Genomic DNA, 20704 nt, shown 5'->3' with positions numbered 1-20704 from the left:
TCACCAAAATCGATGGGTAATGTCTCGGTGGACCATTTACCGCTTGAGTATGCCGATTATAAGAACTTTTATAAGGAACAGGAAGGTGGCGATATTGGAGTTGGCCGCTCTCGAAACCCGATAACACAATTACCGTATAAAGAACAAATTGTACCCAGAGGCGATTATACACGGGTGCTGGCAGAATTCTGGGCTGATGGACCGGATTCAGAAACCCCGCCAGGACACTGGTTTACCATCTTAAATTATGTCAACGACCATGAATTATTCACCAAAAAGTTTGAAGGCGAAGGTAATATCTTAAGCGATTTGGAATGGGATGTTAAAGCGTATTTTCTTATGGGTGGCGCTATGCACGATGCAGCTGTAGCTGCTTGGGGCGTTAAAGGTTGGTATGATTATATTCGCCCCATTTCAGCTATTCGCTATATGTGTGAAATTGGTCAGTGTACCGATACGAATGAGCCCAATTACAATCCGGACGGGATTCATTTGCAGGACGGACTTATCGAGATTGTAAAAGAAGGCGATCCGCTTTCAGGAATAAATAATGAACATGTTGGAAAGATAAAACTCTACGCATGGAAGGGACATGATTTTATAAATGATCCTCAAGTAGATGAAGCAGGCGTAGGGTGGATACTGGCTGAAACCTGGTGGCCTTACCAGCGACCAACCTTTGTAACACCACCGTTTGCAGGCTATGTGTCCGGGCATTCCACGTATTCCAGAGCCGCAGCCGAGGTAATGACTTTACTCACCGGTGATGAGTACTTTCCAGGAGGAATGGGCGAGTTTATCGCCAAAAAGAACGAGTTTTTAGTGTTTGAAGAAGGTCCGTCGGTTGATGTCACACTACAATGGGCCACCTACCGAGATGCATCCGACCAGTGTAGTTTATCACGAATCTGGGGCGGTATCCACCCACCAGCCGATGATATTCCTGGGCGATTTATGGGAATTAAAATCGGTCAGAAAGCTTTTAGCTATGGCAAACAATATTTTGAAGGAGTAGCAACACCTGTTGAAGATTTAGCAGGGGCCTTGAAAGTTTATCCAAACCCTATAAACAGATCATCAAACAGTGTAAAGGTATCAAACACCCTAGCAACAGATATGTTTCAACTGTTCGATATTAACGGTAGGTTTTTACAATACTTAAGTAACAGCTATAATGAAGCCACCAAAGTATCCGAACTTCATTTTACAAATACCCTGTCAACCGGAGTGTATGTGTTGAAAATTAATAATGTAGCTAGGAAAATTGTGGTGATTGATAAATAATGAATTATAAATAAAAAAAGCCCGTAACAACGTTACGGGCTTCTCTCTTCACTAATTAACCTACTACTTTATCTCATGGATAAATTCTTCTTTTTCTTTTCTATATTTTTTTAGGTTAACGTTCCAGTCATTTTCGGTATCACGGTAACCTAATGCTAAAATAACAGCACTTCTAAGACCTTTTTCTCTTAAACCTAAGATTTCATCTAATTTTTCAGGTAAAAACCCTTCAATAGGTGTTGCATCAACTTTTTGTTCTGCAGCTGCTGCAATTGCCATAGCAAACGAAATATAGGCTTGTTTGGCAGTGTGTTGTTGGTGCCATGCTTCACCTAGAGGTTCATATAATCCCCAAAGTGTTTGCTTATAATCATCCATCGTGCTGTGAGGTAACTCTCTGGCATCCATCATTTCATTGAATACGGATGTGATTTTTTCATGTGAATAACCATCCCAAGAAGCAAATACTAAAAGATGAGAACACTCTGTAATTTGATCCTGATTCCAGGCAATTGGTTTAATTTTTTCTAAAGTTTCTTGATTCGAAACTACAAATATTTCATAAGGTTGTAATCCTGAGGAAGATGGAGCCAATCTCGCTGCCTCAAGAATGTAATCTAATTTATCTTGAGGAACCGTTTCACCGGTCATTCTTTTAGCGGCATATCTCCAATTTAATCCTTTTAACAATTCCATAATTCAAATTTTTTATGCAAAGTTATTATATGTTAGTGACAAATAGTAACTTTGTGACATAAAGTAATAGTTACATTTTAGTAACCAAGTAACATTCCATGGAAAATAATTTAGAGAAAACAGGCTGTGCATTAACAAAAACAGCATGTGAACACAAAATAAGAGCAATACACGATGTTATGTATTTAATAGGAGGCAAGTGGAAAATTTCAATAATTGCCTGTTTATGCTATGGTAACAAAAGGTATTCCGATATTTTAAATGAGGTGGAAGGTATTTCCGGAAAAATGCTGAGCAGAGAATTAAAGGAGCTCGAAATGAATAAAATGATTGAGCGAACTATACTTAATACGAAACCTGTAGGTGTAGAATATTCCTTAACCGATTTGGGAAAATCTTTAAAATCTGTAATTGATATTTTGGCAGATTGGGGGATAGCCTATAGAGAAGAACGTAAATTAATTGAAGAACAGGTTTAGTTTATAAAAACTAAGATGAATGCTATGAAAAGGACTTTCAAGAGATTGAAAGTCCTTTTTATTTTATAATGTGCTAGCAATTAATGTGTTTGTTTTTATTTGGATTTATTCTTAATTATTTTATTGAATTTGTACGATTAAATACTACTTTTGCAATTAATTTAAAATAAGTCTAAATAAATATAGAATATGAAACACCTACTATTTGGTATGTTTTTTATGAGCTTTTTGGGGCTTTTTGCTCAAGAAGCTAATATTCATGGTGTAATAACCGATGAAAATAATCAGCCTGTTGCGTATGCTACAATCACTTTAAAAGGATTATCAAAAGGGGCTATGGCAGATGATAACGGAATTTATAAAATTGAACATCTGGAAGCGGGTCATTATACTTTGCAATTTTCAGGTGTTGGATACATTAAAACGTCACGACAAATTACTTTAAAGGCTAACGAATCTTTAGAAGTTAGTGCTTCATTACAAACCGATTCAGCAGCACTTAATGAAGTTGTGATTACTTCTAACCGTGTTAGAGAAACGTTGGACGAGGTACCTTCTTCTGTTTCTGTTGTAACTGCACAGCAAATTGAAACTTTAGGACAAACAGCAACTAATATTGCCGATGTTTTGGTTGAAATTCCTGGTATTGCGTTAAGTACTAACCAAACGAGTAATACGGGACAAACCTTAAGAGGTAGAAAGATGCTTATTTTAATCGATGGTATTCCGCAGTCAACCCCTTTGCGTAATGGAAGTCGTGATATCAATACGATTGATCCAAGTACTATTGAGCGTATTGAGGTTATTAAAGGAGCTACCGCTATTTACGGAAATGGTGCCGATGGTGGGATTGTGAACTATATAACCAAAAAAACAAATAGCAATAAAAAGTTAGAAAGTACAACAGTTTTAGGAAGTACGGGGGCTTTAAAAAACTTTGACAAATCTATTGGAGGAAATATATCTCAGACGTTTTCAGGACAGTTAAATAAATTAGGTTATGTGGTTAGCGGAACCTTAAGACAAACAGGTGTATTCCGTGATGCCGATGGTGAAGTTATTTCGCCTTACTATGGTTTAGGAGAAACTGATCAATACAGTTTATTCGGAAAATTAAATTATCAGATTGCAGATAACCACAATGTTGAGTTAATGTACAACTATTACAGTAGCAATCAGAATTCAGATTATATAGCACAGGTAGGCGAGTACGGTGTAACACCATCTACAGGTGTTTTAGGTGAAGAATTAGCTGTAGATCAAGGAAATCGCTACAATCACAACGCACAGTTAACCTACGATTTCTTAAATATTTTTGGTGATACCGATTTCAAATTGAATCTGTATGCTCAAGATTTTAGAACTGTTTATGGCTATTCAACTTCATTTTATGATCCAAATTTAGGGTACGACGGAGGACAATCTTCAATCATTTCAACTAAAATGGGAGCTCGTTTTAATTTCAATACGCCATATGAATTTGGTTCAGTTTCCGGAAACATTCTTTACGGAATTGATGTTCTTAACGATGAAACTGCTCAGGAATTAATTGACGGAAGACCATGGGTACCTGTAACGAATATGACTAACTTAGCACCTTACGCACAGTTAAAAACCATTTACGAAAACTTTGTTTTTAAAGCAGGAATTCGATTTGAGAATATTATTGTTGATATTCCGGATTATACCACATTAGCTCGCTATAATCAAACGTCAACAACACCAACACGAGGAGGAATAGATGTTGAAGGAGGCGAATTAGAATACAATGCAACGACATTTAATGTAGGTTTACGTTATAACAAGTGGTCGGTATTTAAGCCATTTGTAAGTTTTTCTCAAAGTTTCTCGATTGCCGATTTAGGGAGAACATTACGTGAAGCAACAGAAAATACCGTAAGTCAGATTAAATCAGATGCGGTTATTGCAAATAACTATGAAATTGGATTTAATAGTACATTCGGAAATACACATGTTAGCGGAGCTTATTTTATCAGCACCTCCAAATATGGAGCAACTTACAGTGAATTGCCAAGTGGAACCTTTGAAATCGACCGTCAACCAGAACGTGTTTATGGTTTTGAAGTCGCTGCCGATACCAAGTTAACCAGTAACTTTAAATTAGGAGGATCGGTATCTTATACTGAAGGAAAATTAGATACCGAAAATAACGGTGATTATAATACTTATATGAATAGCGATCGTATTCCTCCTTTAAAAGGTGTTGCTTATTTAACTTACAATTGGGAAGATAAATTCAATGCACGAGTATCATATATTTATTCTGGAAATAGAGATCATTTCGAGGCTAATACTAACGGAGATTATACTTATGGTCAGGGACCTATTTCAGATTTTAGTATTGTAAATCTGTCAACCAGTTATCAAATGAGTCCGAGTACTAAAATTGGGTTAGGAGTTGAAAATTTATTAAACAGAGATTACTATAATTTATTATCGCAATTTGCAGCTCGCGACAACGATTATATAAAAGCCAACGGTGCACGTTTCAATCTGTCGTTAACCGTTAAATTATAAGACTGCAGAACCATTTTTTAACATCCTGTAAAATATTTTACAGGATGTTTTTTGTTATAAAGTATTTATTGTTAAAGTTTGTATTTTATTGAAAGCATGAATAACAGAACCCTTTTAAAATATCATTCATATTTAGGTTTAATAGCTGGAATTTTTCTGGTGGTTATGGGACTAACGGGAGCTGTCTTGGCTTTTAATGAAGATATTGATGAGGCTGTTTTTAAAGAGTATCAGGTAGAAGACTTTTCAAATAGTTTGGCTTTAGATAGAGCTATTGAAACGGTCCAAAATAACTTTCCTGAATGGGAAGCTAGAATTGTACATTTTAAAAAAGGAGAAAGCATTCTTTTTAATTTACGTTTACCTGATTCCAGACGTTTTGTTTTTGTGCATCCCCTAACAGGGCAGATTATCGCTAATATCGATGCCAATGCTACAATTACCAAGTGGATATTAAAATTTCATTATTCATTTTTTGCAGGAGTTATAGGGAGATTCTGTGTGTTGTTTGTCGGTATATTGTTTTTCCTATCTCTTATAACTGGGATTATTTTATATCGAAAAGTAATTATCAAAACGTTATTGTTTCAGGTAAAGATAAAGCGAGGGCATACACGTAATTTTTACTCTGCACTTCATCGTTATGTTGGAGTCTGGGCTTTGCTTCTGAATTTAGTGTTAGTAATTACAGGTATATTTTTAGCTTATAAAGTAGCCAAAGGCGGATTAGAAACGCCTAACATGCCTGAATTGGTGAAATTAAATATATCGGTGGAACAAAGTTTAAAGAATATAAACAAGGAATATCCAGATTTTACTCCTACTTATATTCGTATACCTAAAAAATCTTCTGAGGCAATTACAGTAAATGGTGTTTTTAAATCCGATCCGTTTTATTACAGTCAGTATTTCAATAAGTTTCTTCTAGATTATAAAACAGGAGAAGTCATCAAAGTATCTAAAGTATCGGAAGCTGGTATAATCACCCGTTTAGATAGTATGATTTCACCATTGCATTTTGGACAGTATGGAGGGTTTTTTATAAAACTATTATATTGTTTTATAGGCATATCCGGGCCATTCTTATCGGTTTCTGGTTTTGTTATCTGGTACAAGAAAAAATCAAAAATCAAATAATTAATCTAGCGCACGCTTAGTCACATACCAGCGCCAGCCTATAATAGCTAATTGCAGCTTTGTGGCTTTGCTAATATCCAATTTTCTTTTCGAATAACTAGGCAGAATAAGTTTATTAACCTTTGCTAAAATTTTGAAGACTTGTTTTTTCATTTGGTAAAAATAGTAAAACTTATTCTAGACTAAGTTTTACATTTTTAGGAACTGGCTTATAAAACTGATAGCAGAATTAAAATTATAAGCTTAACAAGTGTGATCATAGATTTCGGTTTTAAAGGTTAGTTTGTTTTAGTTAAATCAATGTTTTTTGAAGATATATAATTGGCGATATATCGTACAAATAGTTTGATGAAAATCTATGAATTTGCATACGAATATGTAATTAAAAAAATAATATTTGTTTCAATATGAAAGTAATTTGTTTTATTTGTTGTTTTAAAATGAAATATTAATTAGGCTTTATAGTTATATTATGTAATAAATGAAGGGGGTTTTAGTCAGACATTTTAAAAATTAAGGGGTATTTTATTTTTTTGAAGTCGGTTTTTGTAGGTTTTATCTTTTAGCATATTGATTAATGAAATCTGCAATATTAAGTTTAGTTAAAGTTTTAAGATGATATATTGGTTTGTTTTAAAGGATGTTATTTTTGTTAAAAGACCTTTATGGAAAAAATAGTACTTTTTTGTTTAGCTGTGCTTTCAATCAATATGTCATTAGCTCAAATCGTCATTAATGAGTTAGATAGTGATACTTCAGGTATAGATGATCTTGAGTTTTTAGAATTGAAATCGGATACGTCAAATTTTTCATTAGATGGTTATGTGGTGGTGTTTTTTAATGGCTCAGATTCAGGGATGAATTCCAGTTATCTGGCTTTAGATCTCGATGGATATACAACCGATGTTAATGGTTTATTACTAATAGGTAGTGTTAATGTATCACCTATTCCTCAATACATTATTCCGGCGAATACTATTCAAAATGGCGCTGATGCTGTCGCGATTTATCAGGCAGATGAAGCGGATTTTCCAGTTATGACCTTGGCAACCATAGATAATTTAGTTGATGTGTTAATATATGGAACTGCCGATGCTGATGATGTGGACTTAATAGATATTTTTAATGATCATCCTGATTTTACAAATATTCAACAGGTAGATGAAGGCGGTGGAGGTGAAACAGGTTCAATACAGCTTAACAATGATGGAACTTATACGGTAGGGATTCCAACACCAAGGCAGTTAAATGATGGTACAGGTGTTATTCTTAATGGTATAAGTATTTCAACTACTCAAAATCAATATGCCGAAGGCGATTTTTTTGATATCACTTTTACAACAGAACAGAATGTAGCTTCCGATTTAAATTTCAGTTTCAGTTTAAATAATGACACATTTAATACTTTCGATTTTACAGGAAATACCTCTTTAACCATTCCTGCAGGTCAGAATAGTGTCAGTACAACCATAACATTAGTTGATGATAATGAAGATGAAGGTGATGAAGTTTTAAAAATAAGTATGGGTAATTTGTCAGACGATTATTTAAAACTAAATGATAATGTTGAAATTCGTGTGGTTGATAATGATTTTCAGGTGGCAGCTTTTGGAACACCTTTAAATCCTACTTACGGTTTGGTTTCAAGTTCACAGCCCGAAGATTATTATAACAGTTTAGAGGGTTTGTCCGGATTGGTATTGAAGCAGGCTATTCAGGATATTGTTGCAAATCCATCGGTTGTTCGCGCGCAAACCTATGCAGATATTATTGATATTTTAAAGGAAGCCGACCAGAATCCCGAGAACAGTAATCAGGTGTGGTTGCTTTATTCCGAAGCGGGACGTGCAAAATTAGATTTTCAAACCACATCGAGTAATGTAGGGAAATGGAATAGAGAACATGTGTATCCAAGATCACGTGGTGGATTTAATAGTATTGATTTGGATGAAATAGCAGATGGGAAAGACGTGTTTTGGACAACAACAGCCGATTCTTTACGGCATGGGAATTCCGATGCGTATGCTTTACGAGCGGTTGATGGCGTAGAAAACAGTATTAGGAATAATCAGAATTATGGAACTTCGGAATACGCTGGGCCAACAGGAACTTCAGGGAGTTTTTACGGTGATGTTGCCCGAAGCATTTTTTATATGGTTACCAGATATAACGGACTTGATGTGGTTAATGGTTACCCAGGTGACGATCCCGACGGATTTATAGGTGATTTAGCAACCTTGCTGGAGTGGCACAGAAATGATCCGCCAGACGATTTTGAAATGAACAGAAATAATGTGATTTACACCTGGCAGAATAACCGAAATCCGTATATCGATAATCCTGAATTGGTAGAATATTTATGGGGAAATAAAATTGGAGAAACCTATAGTGAGGCTTTAAGTGTTGATAATTTTAATGGTTTGCAGATGTTGTTTTACCCTAATCCAACACATAACGCATTGCATATAAAAGGTGTTACAAATGAAATATCGATAAATGTACTGTCTGTAGAAGGGAAATTAATAGATAGTTTTATAATAAATAATGATAGGACTATTAATTTAAATTTATTGACAGGTGTTTATGTATTAAAATGTATTTCTGGTAATCAAGTAATAAGCAGACGCATTGTCGTGAAGTAAATAAACAAAACCCCGAACCAATAGATTCGGGGTTTTGTTTGTATTGCAGAGTGTTCTACTTTGTCGTAACAATTACAGCGCCATCTTTGGCTTTATCGCCATAAATGCTCATGGCGGTTTCTGGTTTTAAATGGTCGACGGCTTTTAGTTTGTTTTCTTTAGCTAATTTATCTAATGTGTCAAAGTCACTTTCTTTGCCATCAATAATAATAAGTTTATTCGTGTTGGGGTCGTCTATAAATTTAAATTGGCCAGGTTTGCCATGTTCAGGGTTGAAAAGTGATGAAAAAGCATCGGAGTCGAATTGCTCTTCCAGTTGTTTTCTTAGTTGGTCCATGTCGATATTTTGGCCGTTAAAAGAGAACGTTCCATTTTCACTATTAAAAAAATCGTCGAGATTAAAACCTCCAAAGTTTTTTAAATTCATTCCAGGAATGGAGTCGTTGTCAAAACTAAACATTTGCATATTAGGCATGTTTGAAAAACCTAAAGCATTTTGGTTAAAATTGTTTTGAGATGATATAAATAAAGACCCGTTTTTCCTTCCGAATGTAATTTCGGGAATAGGATTAGTACTTGAAAAACCGCTAATTGCCGATTGGTTATTGTCCGTCTTTAATTCAATTTTAAGACCAGTAATTTCGTTTAACTCATTGCGTTCAATGTTCTTAATACTAGCCGTTATACCATTCTCTTTTAGCATACTTGTTATATCTTCAAAATCTTTTTCCGATGTGTTTTTGTCAATGGTTACACTTACATCAGAGTCTTGATTGGTAGTTGAAGTAAAGTGTTCAAAGTGTGTGGTTTTATGAGCAAAACTTTTTATTGAAACAAGGCATAAAATCACAACAGCACATAGGCTTAAGCCAATTTTAAAAGCATTTTTAGATTTCATAATATAATGTTTAAAAGATTCTATATTAAAGGTATAACTTAATGATTTAGGTTTTAAAAGTTTAACCAAACTTTATATTGAAGTGTTAATAAATGTAAATATAACAGGCGATAGAAATTTCCGAAATATTATCTTCGCATAAAAATTATTTTATGAGTATACTATTAGTCCTGTTAGGATTTGCGCTTTTGGTTGTAGGAGGTGAGTTTTTGGTACGATCATCAGTTGCCTTATCGTTTAAGTTTAATATTTCTAAAATGGTAATAGGGATGACGGTAGTATCGTTTGCGACGTCGGCTCCTGAATTACTGGTGAGTTTGCAGGCAGCTTTATCAGGGTCTTCAGCTATTGCTATTAACAATGTGGTGGGGTCTAATATTGCTAATATAGGTTTGGTTTTAGGATGTACTGCCTTAGTCGGTTCTATTGCGGTCGATAAATCGTTTTATAAACTAAACTGGCCTGTGATGATGCTTTTCAGTGTTGTGTTATATTATTTTTTAAGTCAGGACGGATTATTATCGGCTATTGAAGGCGGGATTCTTTTTGCCGGATTATGGTTGTTTCTTATTGTGTTAATTAAATATGCAGGAAAAGATACCGAAGCGGAAGAAGTTGATGACGCCCTTGCTATGGTGTCTAATTTTAAAATAGGTATATGGTTACTTATAGGAGCAGTGGCTTTATATTATGGTAGTGAATGGTTGGTAGAAGGTGCTAAAGACATTGCAACATCTATTGGTGTGAGTGAAGCCGTTATTGGAGTTTCTTTAATTGCAATTGGAACCAGTGTTCCGGAACTTGCGGCATCGATAATTGCAGCTGCGAAACAGGAAAAAGCCATTTCGTTAGGGAATTTAATAGGATCTAATATTTTTAATATTGCATCGGTTCTTGGTTTAACAGCAATAATAAAACCTATTGAAGTAACCGAACCTTTAATATTGTCTCGAGATATATTTTGGATGCTTGGTTTTGCATTTATATTGTTACCATTGGTGTTTCTTCCAAAACGTTTCGAAATAAACAAAGCAAAAGGCATGCTTTTGGTTTTAGGGTACGGCGTATTTATGTATTTGTTATTTACTCACGGAAAATAAGTGTTTAATAATTATTACCAATACTAGTTGAAAATAGAAGAAATAAAAAAGGGTTTACATTTTGTAAACCCTTTTTTATTATGAACAAAGTATAAACTTTATAATTAAAGTTTTGCAGACTTAACAGTCTTGATAATTCTAGCTGCAATTTTGTATGGATCACCATTTGAAGCTGGACGTCTGTCTTCTAACCATCCTTTGTATCCTCTTTCTACAGTTGCGATTGGAATACGGATTGAAGCGCCACGATCAGAAACTCCAAAAGAGAAATCGTTGATAGAAGCTGTTTCGTGTTTACCAGTTAAACGTTGATCGTTAAACTCTCCGTAAACTTCAATGTGTTCTTTAACTACCGGACGGAAAGCTTCACAAATTTTATCGTAAGTCGCTTTATCTCCACAAGTTCTTAAAGTCGTGTTAGAGAAGTTTGCGTGCATACCTGAACCATTCCAGTCCATATCTTTACCTAGTGGTTTTGGGTGGTACTCAATATAGTATCCGTATTTTTCAGTTAAACGGTCTAATAAGTATCTAGCAACCCAAATTTCGTCACCAGCTTGTTTTGCTCCTTTAGCAAATAATTGGAATTCCCATTGTCCACAAGCAACCTCTTGGTTAATACCTTCGAAGTTTAAACCTGCTTCAATACATAAATCAGCATGCTCTTCTACTAAATCTCTACCGTGAGTGTTTAAACCACCAACAGAACAGTAGTACATACCTTGAGGTTTTGGATAACCACCTACAGGGAATCCTAAAGGCAATTGAGTTTTAGTATCCATAATGAAATACTCTTGCTCAAAACCAAACCAGAAATCATCATCTTCATCATCAATTGTCGCTCTACCGTTAGATACGTGAGGAGTTCCATCAGGATTTAAAACTTCAGTCATTACTAAGTATCCGTTAATACGATCAGGATCTGGATAAATAGCAACAGGCTTTAAAATACAGTCAGAAGAACCTCCTTCAGCTTGTTTCGTTGAAGACCCGTCAAAAGACCAGTTTCCAAGTTCTTCAAGAGTTCCTTTAAAGTCTTCATGCTCTTCTACTTTAGTTTTACTTCTCATGTTTTGGGTAGGGAAATATCCATCTAACCAAATGTATTCTAGCTTAATTTTTGCCATAATAAATATTTTATAAAATGATAATATTGATATTTAACGCAAATATATATTTTTATTTTAGACTTTGTATTTTGTGGGGGTGTTTTCCGAAAACTTAAACTTATTTTTATTTAGACCCCATTTTTTTAAGGTATCCATTAAAAAAACTATATTATTTTATATCAAAACTGAAAAATTCTTAAATGGGAAATAACGGTAAATATTGATGAGATTCTTATTTTTGCGAAAAATAGTTTTAAACTTAATAAGATACAGATAATGCCAACATTACGATTTCATGCAATAAAAGAATCGCTGTCTAATAAACCGATTGTGGTCGAAGAAAAGGAACGTCGTTCCGTATTATTTGGTCAGAATGTTTTTAATGAAAACACCATGCGTCAATACCTTACAAAAGATGCATTTAAAGGGGTGATGAATGCTGTTAAATACGGAAAGAAGATTGACAGGAGTATCGCAGATCAGGTATCGTCATCAATGAAAGACTGGGCATTGTCAAAAGGCGTTACACATTATACGCACTGGTTTCAGCCATTAACAGGAACAACAGCTGAAAAACACGATGCCTTTTTTGAAACTATAGGAGATGGTATTGCAATCGAGAAATTCGGAGGTGATCAATTGGTTCAACAAGAGCCAGATGCTTCAAGTTTTCCTCATGGAGGCATTAGAAATACCTTTGAGGCCAGAGGATATACAGCCTGGGATCCTACATCACCAGCTTTTATTTATGGTTCAACTTTGTGTATTCCAACTATATTTGTGGCGTATACTGGTGAAGCTTTAGATTATAAAACACCTCTGTTAAGAGCGTTACAGGCTGTTGATGCCGCAGCAACCGAGGTTTGTAAATATTTCGATAAAAACGTTAAAAAGGTGACCTCGTCTTTAGGATGGGAGCAGGAGTATTTTTTAATTGACAAAGCTCTTGCAACTAGCCGACCAGATATTACCTTAACAGGGAGAACATTATTAGGGCATTCTTCGGCTAAGGGGCAGCAGTTAGATGATCACTATTTCGGATCGATTCCAACCAGAGCGTTTAATTTTATGCGTGAGTTGGAAACCGAGTGTATGTTGTTAGGAATTCCGGTAAAAACAAGACATAATGAAGTAGCGCCAAATCAGTTTGAGGTGGCTCCAATTTTTGAAGAAGCCAACCTAGCGGTAGATCACAACTCTTTATTAATGGATGTTATGGGGCGTATTGCTTCAAAGCATAATTTAAAAGTGTTGTTTCACGAAAAACCATTTGCAGGTATTAATGGTTCGGGGAAACACAACAACTGGTCGTTGTCGACGGATACAGGTGTGAATTTATTAGCGCCGGGGAAAACACCAATGAGCAATCTTCAGTTTTTAACCTTCTTCATTAATACAATTAAAGCGGTACATGAGCATGAAGAATTGTTAAGAGCATCAATAGCCTCGGCTAGTAATGATCACAGATTAGGTGCAAACGAAGCGCCTCCTGCAATTATTTCAGTGTTTATTGGTCAGCAGTTAACTAAAGTTCTAGAAGAGTTAGAAGGTGTAACCAAAGGAAAATTGTCACCGGAGGAAAAGACAGAACTTAAGCTGAATGTTGTTGGTAAAATTCCGGATGTACTTTTGGATAATACTGATAGAAACAGAACATCGCCATTTGCTTTTACAGGAAACAAATTTGAGTTTAGAGCCGTTGGGTCTTTAGCAAACTGTGGAAACCCGATGACCATTTTAAATACCATAGTAGCAAAACAACTACAGGATTTCAAAGAGGAAGTTGATAAGCTTATTGATAAAAAGGACTTAAAGAAAGATGAGGCGATTTTTAATGTGCTTCGCGAGTATATTAAATCGACTAAAGCTATATTGTTTGAAGGTAATGGTTATGGGAAAGCATGGGAAGAAGAGGCAAAAAAACGTGGGTTAAGCAATAATAAAACTACGCCGGAGGCACTAAAGGCTAAGGTTTCCGATAAGACCATAAAGCTTTTTGAAGAGATGAATGTGATGAGTGCTATTGAAACCAAGGCGCGCTATGAGATAGAAATGGAAGCGTATATCATGCATATTCAAATTGAAGGTCGTGTGTTAGGGGATATTGCTCGTAATCATATTGTCCCAACTGCTGTTAAATATCAGAATGTTTTAATAGAGAATGTAAAAGGTTTAAAGGAGATTTTCGATAAAAAATTTGCTACGGTTTCTAAAGAGCAAATAAATTTAATCGAAGAGATTTCAAGTCATATAGAAGGTATCAACTCAAATGTGACGAAAATGATTAATGAGCGTAAAAAGGCCAATACCGTTGAAGATATTGAAAAGAGGGCCATGGCTTATTGTAATGAGGTGAAACCGTTATTTGATGAAATTCGTTACCACTGTGATAAACTGGAATTATTGGTAGATGATGAAATCTGGCCATTAACCAAATATAGAGAGTTGTTATTTACCCGATAGGTTAAAGCTAATTGAAATAAAAAATCCCGTTTTAATACGGGATTTTTTATTTCAAAGAATTAAATTTGCAGCTCAATATTATACTATGAGTCAAGAAGTTTCTAAACGCTACGCGCAACGCGGAGTTTCGGCATCGAAAGAAGATGTACATAATGCAATTAAAAACATTGATAAAGGGCTGTTTCCTAAGGCTTTTTGTAAAATCGTTCCAGACTATTTAACAAACGACGAGGATTACTGCTTAATCATGCATGCCGATGGAGCAGGAACAAAATCTTCTTTGGCTTATATGTATTGGAAAGAAACCGGAGACATTTCGGTTTGGAAAGGTATTGCTCAGGATGCCTTAATTATGAATATTGATGATTTATTATGTGTTGGAGCAACCGATAATATCATGTTGTCATCAACCATTGGTAGAAATAAAAACCTGATTCCAGGAGAAGTGATTTCAGCAATCATTAACGGAACAGAAGAATTAATTGAAGAATTAAAATCTTTTGGTGTGACTATCCATTCAACTGGAGGTGAAACTGCCGATGTTGGTGATTTGGTTCGTACCATTATTGTTGACTCTACGGTTACAGCTCGTATGAAACGTAGCGATGTTATCGATAATGCAAATATTCAGGCTGGCGATGTTATTGTTGGTTTAGAAAGTTTTGGTCAGGCTACTTACGAGAAATCATACAATGGAGGTATGGGAAGTAACGGTTTAACATCTGCAAGACATGATGTATTCAATAACTATTTAGCTAAAAAATACCCTGAAAGCTTCGATGCTTCGGTGCCTGAAGAGTTAGTGTATTCCGGTAATGTGAAATTAACCGATGCTGTTGAAGATTCTCCAATCGATGCCGGACAGCTAGTGTTGTCACCTACGCGTACTTATGCGCCTATTATCAAAAAAATATTATCACAATTTAATAGTGATAAAGTTCACGGAATGGTACACTGTTCAGGTGGAGCGCAAACTAAAATTCTTCATTTTGTGAATCAATTTCATATTGTAAAAGATAATATGTTCCCGATTCCGCCATTATTTAAGTTAATACAAGAGCAAAGTAAAACCGACTGGAAAGAAATGTATCAGGTGTTTAACTGTGGTCACAGAATGGAGTTATATGTATCTCCCGAAATCGCTGAAGATATCATTAGTATTTCGAAATCATTTAATGTAAATGCACAAATAATAGGTCGAGTAGAGGCTTCAGAAACCAAAAAGCTTACAATAAAAAGCGAGTATGGTGAGTTTAACTACTAAACTTTTTATTCAATACTGTTGAAATGGAACGGTTATTGATAACAAGTGTATTTTATTAAAGTAAACTAACACAGCTAGTAAAATAAACATCCATATAAAAGGTATGTTGCTTTTTATGAGCATTATGTAATCGCACATGAAAAACATTGTATTAATAATTTTTTGTTTCTTTTTTCAAATTATTTCGGCGCAACCAGATTCTTTATTTTTAAAAGTTAAAGCAGAAAAGTACGAAGGTCCACAGTGGATTAGAAAAAATAAGGCAACTGTAGATTTAAATGAGGTGGCTTTTGTGAACTGGAATGCCGGGGGTACAAATTCTATAAGTGGTTTACTGGGGTTTGAAACTTCGGCTAATTATACAGATAAGTTTTTTAACTGGAAGAATAATGCAGTGCTTCGAGTTGGGATGAATAAGCAGGAAGCTACGGAATTAAGAAAAACAGACGATTTGTTTGAAATTAATTCTAATATAGGTTTTCAGCCGGATGATAATGCGAACTGGTTTTATTCAGCACGACTTAATTTTAAAACCCAGTTATTTAACGGTTATAAATATCCTGATACAGATAATCCTATTTCACGTTTCATGGCGCCTGGTTATTTGTTTTTCGGGGGAGGTATGGAGTATGGAAAGAACATTGATAAAACGTCGTTTTATTTCTCTCCTGTAACTTTAAAGGCTACTTTTGTTTTAGACGAAACTTTAGCGAATGCAGGTAAGTTTGGGGTAACACCAGCGGTTTACGATACCGAAGGAAATCTTTTGGTAAAAGGAGAGCGTGTGCGTCGTGAAGTGGGTATTCTTATAACTAATAGTCACGAGATGAAAGTGGCGCAGAATGTCAATGTTAAACATCAATTAAGTTTATATTCAGATTATATTAATAACTTCGGTAATGTAGATGTCGACTGGAGTTTAGATTTCGATTTTAAAGTAAATAGTTTTATCAGAGCAACACTAGGTTCTCATATTCGTTACGACGACGACATTAAAACTTTGGAAGAAACCGATGTTGAAGGCGAGTATGCCGAAGCAGGGGCGAAAATCCAATGGAAACAGTTTTTAGGTATTGGTTTTGCGGTTGATTTTTAATCTGGACGCGAAATGTAGAGTTTCAAAAATTTGTTAACTTTTTATTGTTGATAAAATTATAAAACACTTAAAACCAATAGTTTGTGTTTTTTTATTGAAAACTTTATGATTTTTATCATGTTTTAGTTTGGGTATTTTTTACGTTCTTTGTGCTGTAGAACAAGTAAAAATTCCCATTCCTATGCCTGTAGAAACACAAACTCACCAAAAACCAACAACTTACACTCAAGAGGAAGCTTTTGAAGCTTCAAAAACCTATTTTAAAGGGGACGATTTAGCTGCCCGTGTTTGGATTAATAAATATGCCTTAAAAGATTCTGAAGGTAATTTATACGAGAAAACACCTGACGATATGCACCGTCGTATCGCTAAGGAAATTGCAAGAATCGAAAGTAACTACGCAAATCCACTTTCAGAGGAACAAATTTTCGATTTAATCAAAGATTTTAAATATATCGTGCCGCAGGGAAGTCCTATGGCGGGTATTGGTAATCCGTATCAAACAGCTTCGTTATCTAATTGTTTTGTAATTGGTAATTCTGGCGAGTCTGATTCTTATGGAGGTATTATGAAAATAGACCAAGAGCAGGTGCAGTTAATGAAGCGTCGTGGTGGTGTTGGTCACGATTTGTCACACATCAGGCCAAAAGGTTCTCCAGTAAAAAATTCAGCGTTAACGTCTACAGGTATCGTGCCTTTTATGGAGCGTTATTCGAATTCTACAAGAGAGGTGGCGCAAGATGGGCGTCGAGGCGCTTTAATGCTTTCGGTGTCTATTAATCACCCGGATTCAGAAGATTTTATTGATGCCAAATTAGAGCAGGGAAAAGTAACGGGAGCAAACGTATCGGTAAGAATTGATGATGCGTTTATGAAAGCTGTGAAGGCCGATGGTGAATATGTTCAGAAATATCCAATTTTTAGTGAAAATCCAAAATACAGTAAAACCATTCACGCTACCGATGTTTGGAAGAAAATTGTGCACAACGCATGGAAGTCGGCAGAGCCAGGAATTTTATTCTGGGATACGGTAATTAATGAGTCAGTGCCAGATTGTTATGCCGATTTGGGTTACAAAACGGTATCAACAAATCCATGTGGTGAGATTCCGTTATGTCCATACGATTCTTGTCGTTTATTGGCAATAAATTTATTGTCTTACGTAGAAAATCCGTTTACATCGCATGCAAAATTCAATTTCGATTTATTCAAAGAGCACGCTGCAGTTGCGCAACGTATGATGGACGATATCATCGATCTGGAATTAGAAAAAATCGATGTGGTTCTACAAAAAATTGATAATGACCCGGAATTGGATGAGGTAAAAGCTGTAGAGCGTAACTTATGGTTAAATATTAAAAAGAAAGCTGAAGAAGGAAGACGTACAGGTATTGGAATAACGGCCGAAGGCGATATGTTAGCGGCTTTAGGTATACAATACGGAAGCGAAGCAGGAAATGCCTTTTCTTTAGAAGTGCATAAAACCTTATGTTTAGAAGTATATCGCGCATCGGTTTACACGGCTAAGGAGCGTGGTGCTTTCGCTATTTATGATTCAGAAAGAGAAAAAAATAATCCGTTAATTCAACGAATCAAGAATGAAGACGAGAAGTTGTATTATGATATGTTGGAATACGGACGTAGAAATATTGCCTTGTTAACTATTGCTCCGACAGGAACAACAAGTTTAATGACGCAAACGTCTTCAGGGATTGAACCTGTGTTTATGCCGGTTTACAAACGAAGAAGAAAAGTAAACCCAAACGATAAAAACGTGCGTGTCGATTTTGTTGACGAAGTAGGAGATTCTTGGGAAGAATATGTGGTATTCCACCATCGTTTTAAGCAATGGATGGAAGTTAATGGCATTGATGTTGATAAAAACTTCACACAGGAAGAATTAGATGAATTAATTAAGAAATCACCTTACTACAAAGCAACGTCTAACGATGTCGATTGGTTAAGTAAAGTGAGCATGCAGGGAGCGATTCAAAAATGGGTAGACCACTCGATTAGTGTGACTATCAATTTACCTAATGATGTGTCGGAAGAGTTAGTAGGCGAGTTGTATCTTAAAGCATGGGAAGTTGGCTGTAAAGGTGTAACTGTTTATCGTGACGGATCGCGTTCTGGGGTTTTAATTTCAAACGACGAAAAGAAAGATACAGAAGAAACTTCGGAAGTGTTAACAGCTTTTCCAGTAAAACGTCCGGAAGTATTGGAAGCTGATGTCGTTCGATTCCAGAATAATAAAGAAAAGTGGATTGCATTCATTGGTCTTATCGATGGGAAACCTTATGAAATCTTCACAGGTTTAGCCGATGATGAAGATGGTATTTTAATTCCGCGTTGGGTAAACGAAGGTTTAATTATTAAAGGTAAAAATGAAGACGGAACCAAGCGTTACGATTTTCAATATAAGAACAAACGTGGTTATAAAACCACTATTGAAGGACTGTCGTATAAATTCAATCCGGAATTCTGGAACTATGCAAAACTGATTTCAAGTACACTTCGTCATGGAATGCCAATTGATAAAGTGGTTGATTTAGTTAACAGTTTACAGTTAGACAATGCGTCAATTAATACCTGGAAAAATGGTGTGGTTCGTGCTGTAAAACGCTATGTGGAAGATGGTACAGAAGCTAAAGGACACGTTTGCGATAATTGTAAATCGAAGAATTTAGTGTATCAGGAAGGCTGTTTAACCTGTACAGATTGTGGGTCTTCAAAATGTGGATAATATATTTCTTATAAAATATTTAAAGGAAGTCGAAAGGCTTCCTTTTTTTATGCAGTGTGATATTTCTGGAGAATTTAAAATTTATTATTTCAATTTTTAAACTCACGATTTATCAATTCATAAATTATCGTATTTTTGCCACACAATTTAATTAGATGTTAGACAAATTACAAATAGTAAAGCAACGTTTCGATGAGGTAAGTGATTTAATCATTCAGCCAGACGTGATTTCAGATCAAAAACGTTATATCGCTTTAAATAAAGAATATAAAGACCTTAAAGTTCTAATCGAAAAGCGAGAAGAATTAATTGAGGCGACAAATAATTTAGCTGAAGCTGAAGAAATTCTAGCCGATGGTAGTGATGCCGAAATGGTTGAAATGGCTAAAATGCAGTTTGAAGAGGCTAAAGAGGCTATTCCGAAGTTAGAAGATGAGATTAAGTTTCTTCTAATTCCGAAAGATCCTGAAGATGCAAAGAATGCCGTTGTTGAATTACGTGCCGGAACCGGAGGTGATGAGGCGAGTATTTTTGCCGGAGATTTATTTAGAATGTATACCAAATATTGCGAAAGCAAAGGTTGGAAAGTAGATACTGTTGACTTTAGTGAAGGTACAAACGGTGGATTTAAAGAAATTCAGTTTGAAGTGTCTGGAGAAGATGTTTACGGAACCTTAAAGTTTGAAGCAGGAGTACACCGTGTACAGCGTGTACCACAAACCGAAACTCAGGGTCGTGTACATACCAGTGCGGCAACCGTAATGGTGTTCCCGGAAGCTGAAGAGTTTGATGTTGAAATTAATCCTAAAGATGTACGTATTGATTTCTTCTGTTCGTCAGGTCCTGGTGGTCAGTCGGTAAACACCACGTATTCAGCGGTACGTTTAACGCATATTCCAACAGGATTAGTAGCACAGTGTCAGGATCAAAAGTCTCAACATAAAAATAAAGAGAAAGCTTTTAAAGTATTACGTTCACGTTTATATGATATGGAGCTTGCTAAAAAGCAGGAGGAAGATGCAGCGAAACGTGGAAGTATGGTGTCGTCGGGAGATAGAAGTGCTAAAATTAGAACTTATAACTATCCGCAAGGCCGTGTAACTGACCACAGAATTGGTTTAACGCTTTACGATTTGAGTAATATTGTAAATGGTGATATCCAGAAAATAATTGATGAGTTACAATTAGCCGAAAACACTGAAAAGTTAAAAGCTAGCGATAACGTAATTTAAAAATGAATAGCCTCTTTAAGAGG

At 35.5% G+C, this 20704-nt stretch carries 15 protein-coding genes; 11 read left to right on the top strand and 4 right to left on the bottom strand.

Annotation, left to right across the window (positions count from 1 at the left end):
• On the top strand, nucleotides 1-1284 hold a 1284-nt coding region (locus NO995_RS00605; RefSeq protein WP_258225847.1), incomplete at its 5' end, for a T9SS type A sorting domain-containing protein.
• A gap of 63 nt (nucleotides 1285-1347) precedes the next feature.
• On the opposite strand, the gene NO995_RS00600 is transcribed toward NO995_RS00605, so the two are convergent.
• Nucleotides 1348-1980 carry a nitroreductase family protein gene (locus NO995_RS00600; RefSeq protein ID WP_240571232.1) on the bottom strand — a complete coding sequence of 211 codons (633 nt, stop codon included), beginning with the start codon at nucleotides 1978-1980 and terminating at the stop codon, nucleotides 1348-1350.
• A 98-nt stretch (nucleotides 1981-2078) separates the two neighbouring features.
• Between NO995_RS00600 and NO995_RS00595 the strand changes: the two genes are divergently transcribed.
• The 3 genes from NO995_RS00595 to NO995_RS00585 all read left to right on the top strand — a co-directional run bounded on the left by NO995_RS00595 (nucleotide 2079) and on the right by NO995_RS00585 (nucleotide 6134).
• Entirely contained in the window at nucleotides 2079-2459 is a 381-nt protein-coding gene (locus tag NO995_RS00595; protein ID WP_258225846.1) for a helix-turn-helix domain-containing protein, read from the top strand.
• Nucleotides 2460-2648: 189 nt separating this feature from the next.
• The gene (locus tag NO995_RS00590; RefSeq protein ID WP_308813185.1) at nucleotides 2649-4997 is read left to right on the top strand and encodes a TonB-dependent receptor; all 2349 of its coding nucleotides are present in this window, start codon (nucleotides 2649-2651) and stop codon (nucleotides 4995-4997) included.
• 96 nt (nucleotides 4998-5093) lie between these two features.
• Nucleotides 5094-6134, top strand: a complete 1041-nt coding sequence (locus NO995_RS00585; protein WP_258225845.1) for a PepSY domain-containing protein — start codon at nucleotides 5094-5096, stop codon at nucleotides 6132-6134.
• Here NO995_RS00585 and NO995_RS00580 read toward each other — a convergent pair whose 3' ends face one another.
• Nucleotides 6135-6287 (bottom strand): SsrA-binding protein, encoded by a 153-nt coding sequence (locus NO995_RS00580; RefSeq protein WP_188223307.1) that lies wholly within the window; start codon nucleotides 6285-6287, stop codon nucleotides 6135-6137.
• Between the two features lie 512 nt (nucleotides 6288-6799).
• Here NO995_RS00580 and NO995_RS00575 point away from each other — a divergent pair.
• The gene (locus tag NO995_RS00575) at nucleotides 6800-8776 is read left to right on the top strand and encodes an endonuclease (protein WP_258225844.1); all 1977 of its coding nucleotides are present in this window, start codon (nucleotides 6800-6802) and stop codon (nucleotides 8774-8776) included.
• Between the two features lie 55 nt (nucleotides 8777-8831).
• Here NO995_RS00575 and NO995_RS00570 read toward each other — a convergent pair whose 3' ends face one another.
• Nucleotides 8832-9674, bottom strand: a complete 843-nt coding sequence (locus NO995_RS00570; protein ID WP_258225843.1) for a hypothetical protein — start codon at nucleotides 9672-9674, stop codon at nucleotides 8832-8834.
• Between the two features lie 152 nt (nucleotides 9675-9826).
• Between NO995_RS00570 and NO995_RS00565 the strand changes: the two genes are divergently transcribed.
• The gene (locus NO995_RS00565; protein ID WP_240571208.1) at nucleotides 9827-10774 is read left to right on the top strand and encodes a calcium/sodium antiporter; all 948 of its coding nucleotides are present in this window, start codon (nucleotides 9827-9829) and stop codon (nucleotides 10772-10774) included.
• Between the two features lie 104 nt (nucleotides 10775-10878).
• Here NO995_RS00565 and NO995_RS00560 read toward each other — a convergent pair whose 3' ends face one another.
• Nucleotides 10879-11901, bottom strand: a complete 1023-nt coding sequence (locus tag NO995_RS00560; RefSeq protein ID WP_258225842.1) for a glutamine synthetase beta-grasp domain-containing protein — start codon at nucleotides 11899-11901, stop codon at nucleotides 10879-10881.
• A 258-nt stretch (nucleotides 11902-12159) separates the two neighbouring features.
• Between NO995_RS00560 and NO995_RS00555 the strand changes: the two genes are divergently transcribed.
• From NO995_RS00555 to prfA, 5 genes are all read left to right on the top strand, one after another.
• Nucleotides 12160-14346 (top strand): glutamine synthetase III, encoded by a 2187-nt coding sequence (locus NO995_RS00555; protein WP_258225841.1) that lies wholly within the window; start codon nucleotides 12160-12162, stop codon nucleotides 14344-14346.
• A gap of 85 nt (nucleotides 14347-14431) precedes the next feature.
• On the top strand, nucleotides 14432-15610 hold the full coding sequence (locus tag NO995_RS00550) for an AIR synthase related protein (RefSeq protein WP_240571201.1): 1179 nt from the start codon (nucleotides 14432-14434) through the stop codon (nucleotides 15608-15610).
• 136 nt (nucleotides 15611-15746) lie between these two features.
• On the top strand, nucleotides 15747-16706 hold the full coding sequence (locus NO995_RS00545) for a DUF3078 domain-containing protein (protein WP_258225840.1): 960 nt from the start codon (nucleotides 15747-15749) through the stop codon (nucleotides 16704-16706).
• A gap of 181 nt (nucleotides 16707-16887) precedes the next feature.
• Complete coding sequence (locus NO995_RS00540) at nucleotides 16888-19449, top strand: adenosylcobalamin-dependent ribonucleoside-diphosphate reductase (protein WP_258225839.1); 2562 nt, start codon at nucleotides 16888-16890, stop codon at nucleotides 19447-19449.
• Nucleotides 19450-19604: 155 nt separating this feature from the next.
• Nucleotides 19605-20681 carry a peptide chain release factor 1 gene (gene prfA, locus NO995_RS00535; RefSeq protein WP_240571199.1) on the top strand — a complete coding sequence of 359 codons (1077 nt, stop codon included), beginning with the start codon at nucleotides 19605-19607 and terminating at the stop codon, nucleotides 20679-20681.
• The last annotated feature ends 23 nt before the right edge of the window (nucleotides 20682-20704 follow it).

The sequence above is a fragment of the Aestuariibaculum sp. M13 genome, assembly GCF_024723255.1.
Classification (GTDB): domain Bacteria; phylum Bacteroidota; class Bacteroidia; order Flavobacteriales; family Flavobacteriaceae; genus Aestuariibaculum; species Aestuariibaculum lutulentum.
Note: the sequence above shows the minus strand (reverse complement) of the source record. Positions and strands in the feature narration are given on the sequence as shown.